We start from the raw sequence: 12,349 nt of genomic DNA on the forward strand, positions 1-12,349 counted from the left end.
GCGCAGATGTCCAAGCACAACCCCGTCGCCAAGGCGATGGACTACATGCTCGGCCGCTGGCCCGCCTTTACCCGCTTCCTCGACGACGGCCGCATCTGCCTCACCAACAGCGAGCCTTTGTCCGCCATTGGTCCGAGGACAATGGCGAGCGCCGAGCGCGCCCTGCGGGGCGCGGCCCTCGGCCGCAAAACCTGGCTCTTTGCCGGCTCGGATCGCGGCGGCGAACGCGCCGCCTTCATGTATTCCCTGATCGTCACCGCCAAGCTCAACGACGTCGACCCGCAGGCCTGGCTCGCCGACGTCCTCGCCCGCATCGCAGACATGCTCCAGCACCGCCTCGCCGAGCTGCTGCCTTGGAACTGGCTAGCGTCTTCCGCCATGCTCAAGGCAGCATAGCAGCGCCCCTCACCGAAGGCTTACGCTCCAGGCGTGCCTCGCCTGCCGCCATCTCGGGCGCGTTTAATGCCTCGGCCAGCTTCTCGACGTTGCGCCTGTACGCCTCCGCCAGGTTTGGTTGCAGCGCGATCGCGGGCGCGACCTCGATGTCCTCCAGCCGCCGGTCTATCTCGGCGCGTTCTGCGAGCGCAGCCTGCAAGCGCCCCTTCATCTCGATGTAGTCGCCGATGCCGTCCGCCATCATGTCCGTGAGCCGCTCGATCCTGCCTGTCACTTTAGCGCGGGAGCGCTCGACCTTCGTGCGCCCGGCCGCGGTGGCCATCCGGCTCTCCTCACTCGCTTGCCTGTACTCCCGACGAAGGCCTCAACGAGGTCTGGCTGGAGGAGGCGGTGGCGAAGCGCATCGAGCACGCGGTGCTCGAGTTGCGGCGTGCTGATCGTGCGCGTGTTGGCGCAGGTGCCCGTTGCGCGGGCGGTGCTGCAGCCCCAGCGCTCGGCGCCGATGACGGTGAACGTTCCCCCGCAGACTCCACACCTGAGCAGTCCGGGAAGCAGTCGCTTCGATGGGGTCCGCCGCAGGCCGACCGCGTGCTCGGGCGCGCCCTCGATGTCGGCGACCGAGTTCCAGAGCGTCTGATCGACAACTCGTAGTTCCGGCACCTTCTGCACCTTCCACTCGCTCTCGGGGTTCGGGCGCGATACGCGGTTGCGCGTCACCGGGTCGCGGATGAACCGCTGCCGGTTGAACACGATTCTGCCAGCGTAGAGCTCGTTGTGGAGGATGCCGTTGCGGCGCTGCCTACTCCCGCAGATGGTCGATATCCGCCATGCGCCGCCGCTCGGGCCGGGGGTGCCCTCGGAGTTGAGCTGCCTGACGATGAAGCTGACGCTGCGCCCTCGGCGCGCCACGCGAAGATACGGCGGACGGTCTCGGCCTGCCCCGACACGGTCCGCCGCCGTCCGCGGTCTATTTCGCCGTTCGCCAGCACCTCGACGTCTGTCTCGTAGCCGTAGCAGAGGCCGCCTGGGATGCTGCCCGCCACGACCCGGCCCACCTCGCCCCGGCGGGTCTTCTCCCCCAGCCCCTTCAGGAACACGGCGGACATGGTGCCGGTGAAGCCGATCTGCAGCTCGCCGATCGCGCCTTCTGACACGGTCACCAGCTTGCAGCCGGCGAACTCCACGCGCTTCCAGATCGCGGCCACGTCCTCTTGGTCGCGGCTGATGCGGTCGAGCGCCTCGCGAGTATGACGTCGAACTCGCCGACCCGCGCGAGCATCGCGTTGAGCCCCGGGCGGTCGCGGGTCGCGCCGGACAGCGCGAAGTCAGGGAAGACGTCGACGACGGACCAGCCTTCGCGGTCCGCGCGCTCGCGGCAAAGGCGGACCTGGTCCTCTATCGAATGTTCGGATTGGCGGTCCGAACGGTAGCGGGCGTAGATGGCGACCTTCTTCATCGCCGTTGCGTGTCGGTCGAGTGCGCGGCGGAGGCTGTCTTTTGCGGACATGCGCTGTCCTGCAGATCCGGATTGCGGGTGCGACGTGAGTCGGCGGCAACATCGGCTCGCGCCAGGTCGCGCGCAAGCACCTTCACAAACGCCAGCAGATCGGGCGAGCCGGTGCACGCGTACGCCGGGCCCGCTCCCTCCTGGGTAGGCTGACGTAGCTGTCCCCCGTCATCGGGCACATCTTCGAAATGCTCGTTTAGGGTTTCCATACCTGGCTTGTGGGATAGCCGCGTCGGTCATGCCACAGCGATACTGTTGCCATAGCCGATGATTATCGTCGCCAACACCAGCAGGCCGATGCCAGACCATACCATCGCCCGCACGCGAGGTCTGGCGTCCTTCCACTCGCGAAAGGCGAATCCCCATAACGTCCCGAATATGATGATGCTCGCCATATGCAGCGTCCAGCTCGAAAAGCCGAAGCTACCCATCTGGCTCTCGCCCATGGTGTAGAAGAAGAACTGGAAATACCAGGCGATGCCGGCCAGCGCGCAGAGCAGGAAATTCGCGAGGAGCGGCGGCCGCTCGATGCCTCGCCCGATCCACTGCCCGGCGCTCCGGTTCCGCGCGATCAGCCAGGTGCACCATATCCCGTTCGTCACGAGTCCGCCGAACATCACCAGGCACAGTACCGGCAGCCCGGTCCACAGCGCTCCGGTGCCGGCGGCGGCGGACAGGGCCTTGATCGGTTCGCCTGCCGCCAGCCCGAAAGCGAAGCAGCTCGACATGACGCCCGAGAAAATCGCGACGGCGATGCCCTTGCGCAGATCGAATTCGGCGATCGTGGCCTTCACCGTCGTTTCGGGAAGTTCGGCGTCCTTCTTCGCCCCCGCCAGCGCGACGACCACGATGCCGAGCAGGGTGACCGCCAGGCCGAGGAGGACCGTTCGACCCGAGGCGGTGTCGAGCAGCTGGGCCGCGAAGTCGCCCTGGAAGATAGGCGGTATCAACGTGCCGAAGACGGTGCAGAGCCCCAGCACCACCGCCATGCCGAGCGACAGCCCCAAATACCGCATCGTGAGGCCGTAGGTCAGGCCACCAAAACCCCATAGCATGCCGAACAATACGCACCAGCCGGCGGTGCTTGCCGGTGTATGCGCCAGTACGCCGGCAAGGTCGCTGGTCTGCACGCTGGCGAAGAACCATGGCGCCAGCAGCCAGGAAAAGATTCCGCCGGTCAGCCAGAAAATTTCCCAGTTCCACCGCCTCACGCCGCGATAGGGCACGTAGAAGCTGGCCGACGCGAACCCGCCGAGCCAGTGAAACAGGACGCCGAGAAGCGGATTGGCCATGCGCGTTCCCTAAAGTTCGAGGCCGAGGCGATAGAGTCGATTGGCGTTTCTACCCCACATCGCGCGCCGTTCCGCCTCGCTGAATCCGGCGATGATGGTCGCATATGCGTCGAGCGTCGCGTCGAAGCCGGCGAACAGGCGATCGGTCGGGAAGTCGCTCGCGAACAGGCAGCGGTCGGTGCCGAACATGTCGATCACCTCCAGCACAAAGGGGCGTGCATCCGCCGCACTCCATTGCCGTGCGACGAAGCCAAAGCCGGATAGCTTGACGGCGACGTTGGGCAAAGCGGCGAGCGCGGTCATGCCCGCCACCCACAGCGCACGTCCCGCGACCCCGCCATCGACCGGCATGCCAAGGTGGTTGACGATGATCTGCGTTTCCGGATGACGCGCCGCCAGTGCCGCCAGCACAGCAAGTTGGCCCGGATACGCTTGGAGATCGAACGAAAGGCCGTAGCGTGCCAGCAGGCCAAAGCCCCGCTGCCACGCCGGATCGCCGGTCACGTCGCGTGGCGTGTAGGTGCGGGCAGGATCGGCGTGCCAGCTGACGATATGGCGTATGCCGCGCACCGCACCGTGCGCGGCATGCCGTTCCAGCAGCGTTTCAACCGCCGGACCGTCGAGCGCGGCAAAGGCGACGATACCGTTCGGTAGCCCGCGCGCGTCGGCCATCGCCTGGAGCCATTCGGTCTCCGCCAGCGCGTCTTCGGCATGCGCGCCGGCATCGACATGGACGAGGCCGGCGACCCTCCACGCGGCCGCCTCGGCCAGATAATCGTCCAGCAGATAGGTGCGGGCGATCGGCGCGACGCTACCGTTGGGACCGTCCTCGGCAAAGGGGGGGGTCAGCCAGGGATAGCGCAGCCGGCCAAGATCCCAGAGATGGACATGGGCATCGACGAAAGGGATGTCGCGCATCAGCATGTTTGGCCCTGCCGCGGTCAGAAGGTCGTCCGGCCGCCCGACGTGTCGAAGGTCGCGGCGGTCGTGAAGCTGCACTCCTCGCTCGCCATGAAGCACACCATCGCCGCAGTTTCATGCACCTCGCCCAGCCGGCCCATCGGAATCTTCCCGCGCATATAATCGACCTGCGTGGGCGGTAGCTGTGCGAGGATCGGGCTTTCGAACGTGGCCGGGGTGATGGCGTTGGCGATCACGCCCTTGGTCGCCAGTTCCTTGCCCAGCGACTTGGTGAACCCGATCACGCCGGCCTTGGACGCGGAATAGGCCGAAGCGTTGGGATTGCCCTCCTTGCCGGCGACGGACGAGACGGTGACGATGCGGCCATATCCGTTCGCGACCATGTGCGGCACGATCGCCCGGCAGCAATAGAACAGGCCGTTCAGGTTGACGTCGATCACCCGCAGCCAGCTGTCGATCGGGAATTCCTCGACCGGAACCGTCGCCCCGGTGATGCCCGCAGAGCAGACCAGGATGTCGACCTTGCCGAGCACCGCGGCCGTCGCTGCCGCCGCGGCACTCACCGCGCCCGCGTCCGACACGTCGAGCGCGGCGACATGGACCGCGCCGGTCTCGCGCTGTGCGATGGCCAGCGCGTCGGGATCGAGATCCCACAGGGCGACGGTGCCGCCCTCGGCGGCAATGCGGCGCCCCACCTGCGCGCCCAGCCCCGATGCGCCTCCGGTGACGACGGCGGTGCGGCCGGCGAAGCGGCCGGCGAATGCGCTCACGCCAGCACCTCGTCGCCGAGCGAGTGCCACGCGACGACCTGCTGGATCTGAGTGCCGAGCTTCGCGATCGACAGCCGCATCTCGTCGCCGGCCTTGAGGAAGATCGGGTCGGGCTTCTTGCCCTCGCCGACGCCGGGCGGCGTGCCGGTGATGATGAGGTCGCCGGGAAAGAGGGTCACATAACGGCTCAGATAGGCGATGATCTCACGCACAGGGAAGATCATCGTCCGGGTGTTGCCGGTCTGCATCCGATCGCCATTCAGGTCGAGCGTCATGTCCAGATCCTGAGGATCGCCAACCTCGTCGGGCGTCACCAGCCAAGGGCCGACCGGGCAGAAGGTGTCATGCCCCTTGCCCTTGGACCATTGCGAGCCGCGCTGCTTCTGGTTGAACCGTTCGGAGACGTCGTTGGCGAGAACGTAACCGGCGACATGATCCAGCGCGTCGGCTGCCTCGACATAGCGGCAGGTCTTGCCGACGATCACGCCCAACTCGACCTCCCAGTCGCCGTGGGTCGCGCCCTTTGGCAGCATCACCTCGTCATTCGGCCCGGTCAGGCTGGACAGCGACTTCATGAACATGACCGGTTCGGTCGGGATCGGCAGGTTGGATTCGATCGCATGGTCCTCGTAATTGAGGCCGATCGCGACGATCTTGCCAATGCCCTTCAGCGGCACGCCGTAGCGCGGGCTGCCCGTCACCACCGGCAGCGCCGCGGGATCGGCCGCCATCGCTGCGGCCAGCGTCGCGGGGGTGATGTCATCGACGAGGGCGGACAGGTCGCGGATGCGGCCGTCTGCATCGACGATGCCGGGCTTTTCGGCGCCACGCGGGCCATAACGGCAGATCTTCATGGTGGTGATCCTCAGCGAGTATAGGGGCGGTGCAGGGCCACGTCGGGATTGAGCTCGACACCGAATCCGGGCTTGTCGAGCGCGGAGACCTTCATCCGGCCGTCGACCGGAACCGGCTCGCCGAGCAGTTGCGGCGCGAACATCGGCACGACCTCGGTCGGCCCCGGATGCATCATCAGGAACTCGGCGAACGGGCTGTTATGGCGCGTGATGACGAAATGATAGGAATAGACCGACGATCCGTGCGGCACGACCATCTTGCCGTGCGCGTCGGCCAGCGCCGAGATCTTCAGCAACTCCGTGACTCCGCCGCACCAGCCGACATCAGGCTGAATGATGTCGCAGCAGTCCATCTCGAGCAGCATGCGGAAGCCCCAGCGCGTCGCCTCGTGCTCGCCGGTTGTCACCAGCATGCCGCGCGGCACGTTGCGCTTCAGCTCGGCATAGCCCCAGTAATCGTCGGGCGAGAGCGCCTCCTCGATCCATTTCAGGCCATGTTCGTGCGCCGCAATGGCAAGGCGGGTGGCATAGTCGAGATCGAGCGCCATCCAGCAATCGAGCATCAGCCAGAAATCGTCGCCCACCCGGCCGCGCATCTCCGCCAGCGCGGCGATGTTCTTTTTGAGCCCGTCCAGCCCCTCGGCGGGGCCATGGTGCAGCGGCAGCTTACCGCCGATGAAACCGAGATCCTTGGCGATGTCGGGTCGGGCGCCGGTGGCGTAGAATTGCAGTTCATCGCGCACCGCGCCGCCGAGGAGCTTGTAGACCGGTTCCTGCCTGAGTTTGCCGAGCAGATCCCACAGCGCCAGATCGACGCCGGAGATGGCGTTCACGACCAGCCCCTTACGGCCATAATATTGCGTCGAGAAATACATCTGGTCCCAGATGCGCTCGTAGTCGGCCGGGTCTCGGCCTTCGAGGAAGCGTGCGAGATGCTTCTCGACGATATAGGCGGCTGGCTCGCCGCCTGTGGTAACGGCAAAGCCAACGGTGCCGTCTTCGGCCTCAATCTCGACGACGAGGGTGCCCAGCACGTTGATGCCGAAGCTCTGCCGGCTCTGGCGATATTCGGGATAGCGGCTCATCGGGGTCGCGATGTGATCGTCGATCCAGTGGCCGGCCGCCTGATCGTGATAGTCCGCCCCACCGCCCCGCACGACGAAGGCACGTACATGCCTGATCTTCGAGAGCGCCATGCCGCCTGCCTCACCCCTCATGCAAACATCGTCCTCAGCGACATCCCGCTTGCAATATGTTCCATCATGTGGGACTATCTTTTAGATTATGGGAAAGCTTCCGTCAATAGCCCAGCCGGGCAGCCAGACCCTGCTGCGCGGCCTCGACGTGATCGAGGCCGTGGCCGGCGGCAGCCTGCCGCTGGCGGAACTAGCGCTCCGCCTCGGCTTTACCCGCAGCACGACTCACCGGCTCGCAAGCGCCCTGGTCGAGCGTGGTTATCTGCAAATGGCGCCGCGGATTGGCTATCGCTTGGGGCCACGTTTGCTCGAACTCGGCCATGCCGCGCAGCTCCAGGTCGATCTCGTTCAGGTCGCCCGGCCGCATATCGAAGCGTTGTCGGCGGCGACCGGCGATACCATCCATCTCGGCGTGCTCGACGGTAATCAGGCTTATTATCTCGACAAGATCGCCGGGCAGCGGCGGATCACCATTCGCAGCCATGTCGGGGATCGCCACCCGCTGACCTCGACCGGCCTGGGCAAGGCGCTGATCCTCGATCGCCCGGTCGGCTATTGGGCGGAACGCCACCTCTCCGATGGTACCGGCGGCTCTTATGCCGAATGGGAGCGGCGCATGCGCGACTATGCCGCCTCCGGACATGCCTTTGATCTGGAGGAGAATGAGGATCAGATCCGCTGCGTCGCCGCGCCCGTGCGCGACGCGGGCGGGCGCATCGTCGCCGCGATCAGCGTGTCGAGCGCCGCGCAATATATGGACGACGCGCGGATGTCCTGCCTCGCGGGCGACGTCCGAACTGCCGCAGCGGCGATCAGCCGCGATCTGGGCGCCCCCGCCCCGCCCGAATCGAAAGGATGACCGTGCTGCTCGAAGGGAAAAGCGTTCTCGTCACCGGCGCATCGGCCGGCATCGGCCGTGCCGTCGCCATCGGCGCGGCGCGCCAGGGTGCCGATGTCGCAATCAACTATCATGGCGATGATGCCGGAGCGGACAGCGCGGTGGCCGAGATCGAGGCGCTCGGCCGCCGCGCGATCGCGGTGAAGGGGGACGTGGCAGAGCCAGAAACCGCGACGGCGTTTGTCGCGGCGGCGGTGGCCGCGTTCGGGCGGGTCGACGCGTTCGTCAACAACGCCGGTATCTGCCCGTTCCATGCCTTCCTCGACATGCCGGTCGCGACATTCGAACGGACGATGCGAGTCAACCTGCACGGCGCCTATTTCATGGTCCAAGCGGCGGCCAATCGGATGGTCGAGCAGGGCAACGGCGGCGTGATCGTCGCCGTATCGTCGATATCCGCGCTGGTCGGCGGGGAAAACCAGACGCATTACACGCCGACCAAGGCGGGCGTGCATTCGTTGATGCAATCGACCGCCATCGCGCTCGGCCGGCACGGCATCCGCTGCAATTCGGTTCTGCCCGGTACCATCCTGACCGATATCAACAAGGATGATCTGGCCGACGAGACGAAGCGCCGCGCGATGGAGGCCCGCGTGCCGCTGGGCCGCCTGGGCCAACCCGACGACCTGGTGGGGCCGGTGGTGTTCCTGCTCTCCGATCTCGCCCGCTACGTGACGGGTGCGGCACTGCTTGTGGACGGCGGCATGTTCGTCAACCTCCAATGAGCCGTGCCGCGTGCGCGCTCGACCATCGCGCCTGGCGCGCAGCCGGCTGCCGCACTTCCTCTTCGAGGATATGGATGACGGCACCTATTCCGAGGTGATGCTGCGCCGGACATTGCGGATGGAACAGGCGGCATTGCGCCAGCGTGTCCGAGCGATGTCTCCGCGCCTGATCTGTCAACCGAACCGTTGGCCGGCGACGTTCCGCCAGGCTGTCAGCGTCGGGGCGGTCCCACCGAGTCGCGCCGGATCAGCCGGTATTCGGCGATATGATCCTCGATCGGGCAACCCCCGCCGGAGGTGTGAGACCGGCGGATCGCCGCCAGCATCTCGACTCCTTTCTCCGCCATCGCGGTGACGTCACGGCCGACCGTCGTCAGCGTCGGCCACACCTGTGTGGCGATCGGCGTGTCGTCGAAGCCCGCGACGGAAAGATCCCCGGGAAGGTCCAGCCTGCGGCGATGGGCGAGCGCTATCACGCCCGACGCCATCGCATCGTTACTGGCGAAGATCGCGGTCGGCGGGTCGGCGCTGTCCAGCAGCGTCGCAGCCCCGTCGATGCCGGAGGTGAAATCGAAGCTGCCTGGAACCGCGAGACTCGGGTCGGCCGTCAGGCCGCGTTCTGCGTGCGCGGCGAGATAGCCGTCCAGGCGCGCCTGGCTGGCGCTGTGCGACGGCGGCCCCGTGATGATCCCGATCCGTCGGTGTCCGTGATCGAAGATCAGCGATACCATATCGCACGCAGCCTGACGCTCGTCGTTCCTGACGGCCGCAATACCGGAAAGGCTGGCACCCGGCGCCACGGCGACGGCCGGCATGTCGCAAGCCCGCCAGAGGGGACTCACGGCAGCATGTTCGCCCACGGGCGGCGGCAGCAGCAATGCGTTGGCACCTGCCGCCGCCAGCCGCTCGATCGACGCGACAAGCAGATCCGGCCGTCCCGGATCGAATTTCTCTAGATGAATCTGCAGGCCAAGCCGGCTCGCGGCGTTGAGCGTGCCGGTCAGGAGTTCGCTCAGGAACGCGTTCGGTACGTTCGAATGGAGCAAGCCGATCCGCATTTCTTCGGCGCTGGCAAGACTACGCGCCGCTCGATTGGGCACATAGCCCAGCGCCTCGATCGCTTCGCGGACGAGGTGGTGCGTCCCGCTGCTGACGTTCTTGGTGCCATTGACGACGAAGGATACCGTCATCTGCGATACGCCTGCGCGCAAGGCGACGTCGCGCATCGTTGCGCCCTTGCCGCCTCGCCGGTTCGATCTGACGCGCGTCGCTTCGGTCAAGCCTTCACTCTGCAAAAAAACAACCTGTCCACGGCCGCCACAAACACCATTGACAGCAGGAACGCAACGGCTAGGTATAGCGCTATACCGACACTAGATCGATAGCAGACTCGCAGGTGCCATGCCTGCCTGATTGGGGAGGATACCGATGAAGCGTCTTTCACTCGCCGCGGCCGCATCGCTGGCCGCGCTCGCTGCAGCATCCAGCGCATCGGCGCAGGACGCCACGACCGGCACCACGGCCCAACCCGCGCCGACCGCCGACCCGGCCTCCGCCGCACAGGACGACATCGGCAGCGGCGACATCGTGGTGACTGCGTTGAAGCGCGCCGAAAACGTGCAGCGCGTGCCCGTCGCGATCAACGTTGTCGGTCCGGCCGCACTCGCCAACGCCGGCGCCACCAAGCTGGAGGATCTCACCAAGCTCGCGCCATCGGTGTCGTTCACGCCCGCCAGCGGCCAGATCCACAGCACCATCTCGATGCGCGGCGTCTATTCCAACAACCTCGCCCCCGGCATTCCCGCGGCGGTCGGCGTGGTCGTCGATGACATCGCCCAGCCCCCGGAGGCGCAGGGCTTCAACGAGCTCGCCGACATCGAACGGATCGAGGTGCTGCGTGGGCCGCAGTCGACAATCTCCGGGCGCAACGCGTCGGCGGGTCTGATCAACATCGTGACCCGTGCGCCCAGCGACGTGTTCACCGCCAAGGCCGATCTGACTGCGACCAGCGACCAGGAGTTGCGCAGCCAGCTTTATGTGTCGGGGCCGCTCGGCGAAACGCTGTCGGCCAGCGCCAGCGGCTATGCCAACACCTTCCGCGGAGTCGTCAGGAATATCGTGACCGACGATTACTACGGCCGCCGATCCTATGGCGGTCGCGTCAAGCTGCGCTGGCAGCCGTCCGCTGCGTTCGAGGCGACGCTGACCGGCTTCCTCCAGCATCTGAACGACCAGAGCGCGGCGCCGATCACCCAGTCCTTCTCGCCCAATGCCAACCGGCTGGGCCTGCCGTTTCAGCAGGCGGCAGGCGCCGGCATCGTTTTTGACGGGACGAACCGCTTCATCGCGTCGCCGGTACGGGGTTACCAGCGCTCGGACTCGCGTGCGGCGTCGCTGCGCATGGCGCTCGATGTTGGCGAGAACCAGCTGTTGTCGATCACCGGCTACCAGCACGAGGACATCGACCAGGTCCAGGACGTGCTCGGCGTAACGCAGGCGGCGATCTCGCGCTCGGCCGGCTTCGATGGCACCCAGCGTGCAACCTTGCCGACCGAGACGTTCAGCCAGGAGTTCCGCTTCGTCTCGTTGGCGGATCAGCCATTCTCCTACATCCTGGGCGCATACTATCTCGACACGACGGCCGACTACAGTTTCGTCAGGGCTGGCGTCGCGCCATTCAGCCGCCAGCGCGACACCGGCCTGCGCAACTACGCAGCCTATGTTCGCGCGACGTTTCGCGCCGGCGATGCGCTGACGGCCACCGGCGGACTGCGCTACAATCGTGAGGAAATCCGTTATTCCTTGCTCGATCGCCTGACGCCCACCAACAATTCGGTCGGTAACGACAGCGATGACGTCGTGCTCGGCGACGCCAGCCTGCAATATGAGGTACAACCCGATGTCAGCGTCTACGGCCGGTACGCACGCGGGTATCAGGGCAAGGCGTTCGACACCGACGCGCCGACGGTGCGGCCCAATCCCGCGCTGCCGTACAATGCGGCGACCAATCCGACCCTGCCGTTCGCCGCGCTGAAGCCCGAAACGGTCGACAGCTTCGAACTGGGCCTGAAGAGTCAGTTCCTCGACCGGCGAATCACGTTCAACGTCGCACTGTACCGCGCCCATTACCAGGATTATCAGGCGCAGACGCGGGTCGACGACGGCAACGGCTTCTTCATTTTCCGGCTGGCTTCGGCGGGCAAGGTGACCACGCAGGGTGTCGAGGCCGAACTGGTCGCGCGGATCGGCGACGCGTTGCGGCTCGACATGGCTGGCGCCTATACCGACGCCGAATTCAAGAACTTCACGACTGCCCCTTGCTACGGTGGCCAGACTGCCGCGCAGGGCTGTGTCGGCGGCATCCAGAACCTCTCGGGCCAAGGGCTCGGCTATACGCCGAAGTGGCGCGGCAATCTGGGTGCCGAATACAGGCTGCCGATCGATGCGGTTCGCGTCAGCCTGCGCAGCGACGTGACCTGGCAGAGCGCGGTCAATTTCGACGTGCTGGGCGACCCGCTGCCGGTGCAGAAGAGCTATGCGCTGGTCAATTTGTCGGCCGCTTTCGCGAGCCCCGATGAGAGATACAAGCTGACCGTGTTCGTGAACAACGTGTTCAACCAGCAGTATTTTACACAGCTGACGGACAATACGACGTCCTTTTCGTTCGGAGCGCCGGCCGGCACGGTCAATCGCGTGCTGGCCACTCGGTATCTGCCGCGCGATTACCGGGCCTACGGTGGCGTGCGTCTCAGCACGAGCTTCTGAAGCCGCGTGGCAAACGCGCCGCTGC

Annotated in this window: 13 protein-coding genes; 4 read left to right on the forward strand and 9 right to left on the reverse strand. The window is 66.1% G+C overall.

Annotated features, from left to right (window positions below; genetic code table 11):
* Nucleotides 1–396, forward strand: a 396-nt coding sequence (locus VF643_RS13730; protein ID WP_331043949.1) for a transposase domain-containing protein, incomplete at its 5' end; no start/stop codon positions are given.
* Here VF643_RS13730 and VF643_RS13735 read toward each other — a convergent pair.
* From VF643_RS13735 to rhmD, 8 genes are all read right to left on the reverse strand, one after another.
* Nucleotides 383–718: a hypothetical protein gene (locus VF643_RS13735; RefSeq protein ID WP_331043950.1), complete on the reverse strand. Its 336-nt coding sequence runs from the start codon at nucleotides 716–718 to the stop codon at nucleotides 383–385. The two genes, VF643_RS13730 and VF643_RS13735, sit on opposite strands and share 14 nt — an antisense overlap.
* Nucleotides 667–1,305 carry a recombinase family protein gene (locus VF643_RS13740; RefSeq protein WP_331043951.1) on the reverse strand — a complete coding sequence of 213 codons (639 nt, stop codon included), beginning with the start codon at nucleotides 1,303–1,305 and terminating at the stop codon, nucleotides 667–669. The genes VF643_RS13735 and VF643_RS13740 overlap by 52 nt, the downstream gene beginning before the upstream one ends.
* Before the next feature lie 247 nt (nucleotides 1,306–1,552).
* On the reverse strand, nucleotides 1,553–1,852 hold the full coding sequence (locus VF643_RS13745) for a recombinase family protein (protein ID WP_331043952.1): 300 nt from the start codon (nucleotides 1,850–1,852) through the stop codon (nucleotides 1,553–1,555).
* A 287-nt stretch (nucleotides 1,853–2,139) separates the two neighbouring features.
* Nucleotides 2,140–3,195: an L-rhamnose/proton symporter RhaT gene (gene rhaT / locus VF643_RS13750; protein ID WP_331043953.1), complete on the reverse strand. Its 1,056-nt coding sequence runs from the start codon at nucleotides 3,193–3,195 to the stop codon at nucleotides 2,140–2,142.
* A gap of 9 nt (nucleotides 3,196–3,204) precedes the next feature.
* On the reverse strand, nucleotides 3,205–4,113 hold the full coding sequence (locus VF643_RS13755; RefSeq protein WP_331043954.1) for an amidohydrolase family protein: 909 nt from the start codon (nucleotides 4,111–4,113) through the stop codon (nucleotides 3,205–3,207).
* Between the two features lie 23 nt (nucleotides 4,114–4,136).
* Complete coding sequence (locus VF643_RS13760; RefSeq protein ID WP_331043955.1) at nucleotides 4,137–4,886, reverse strand: SDR family NAD(P)-dependent oxidoreductase; 750 nt, start codon at nucleotides 4,884–4,886, stop codon at nucleotides 4,137–4,139.
* Nucleotides 4,883–5,740: a fumarylacetoacetate hydrolase family protein gene (locus VF643_RS13765; protein ID WP_331043956.1), complete on the reverse strand. Its 858-nt coding sequence runs from the start codon at nucleotides 5,738–5,740 to the stop codon at nucleotides 4,883–4,885. The genes VF643_RS13760 and VF643_RS13765 overlap by 4 nt, the downstream gene beginning before the upstream one ends.
* 11 nt (nucleotides 5,741–5,751) lie before the next feature.
* Nucleotides 5,752–6,936, reverse strand: a complete 1,185-nt coding sequence (rhmD, locus tag VF643_RS13770; protein ID WP_331044154.1) for an L-rhamnonate dehydratase — start codon at nucleotides 6,934–6,936, stop codon at nucleotides 5,752–5,754.
* Nucleotides 6,937–7,024: 88 nt separating this feature from the next.
* On the opposite strand from rhmD, the gene VF643_RS13775 reads away from it, so the two are divergent.
* Nucleotides 7,025–7,795 carry an IclR family transcriptional regulator gene (locus VF643_RS13775; RefSeq protein ID WP_331043957.1) on the forward strand — a complete coding sequence of 257 codons (771 nt, stop codon included), beginning with the start codon at nucleotides 7,025–7,027 and terminating at the stop codon, nucleotides 7,793–7,795.
* Nucleotides 7,792–8,559: an SDR family NAD(P)-dependent oxidoreductase gene (locus VF643_RS13780; protein ID WP_331043958.1), complete on the forward strand. Its 768-nt coding sequence runs from the start codon at nucleotides 7,792–7,794 to the stop codon at nucleotides 8,557–8,559. The genes VF643_RS13775 and VF643_RS13780 overlap by 4 nt, the downstream gene beginning before the upstream one ends.
* Before the next feature lie 212 nt (nucleotides 8,560–8,771).
* Here VF643_RS13780 and VF643_RS13785 read toward each other — a convergent pair whose 3' ends face one another.
* Entirely contained in the window at nucleotides 8,772–9,785 is a 1,014-nt protein-coding gene (locus VF643_RS13785) for a LacI family DNA-binding transcriptional regulator (protein WP_331043959.1), read from the reverse strand.
* Nucleotides 9,786–9,987: 202 nt separating this feature from the next.
* Here VF643_RS13785 and VF643_RS13790 point away from each other — a divergent pair, with 202 nt between their 5' ends.
* Nucleotides 9,988–12,324, forward strand: a complete 2,337-nt coding sequence (locus VF643_RS13790) for a TonB-dependent receptor (protein WP_331043960.1) — start codon at nucleotides 9,988–9,990, stop codon at nucleotides 12,322–12,324.
* Nucleotides 12,325–12,349 lie beyond the last annotated feature (25 nt).

The organism is Sphingomonas sp., assembly GCF_036387595.1.
Taxonomy (GTDB): domain Bacteria; phylum Pseudomonadota; class Alphaproteobacteria; order Sphingomonadales; family Sphingomonadaceae; genus Sphingomonas.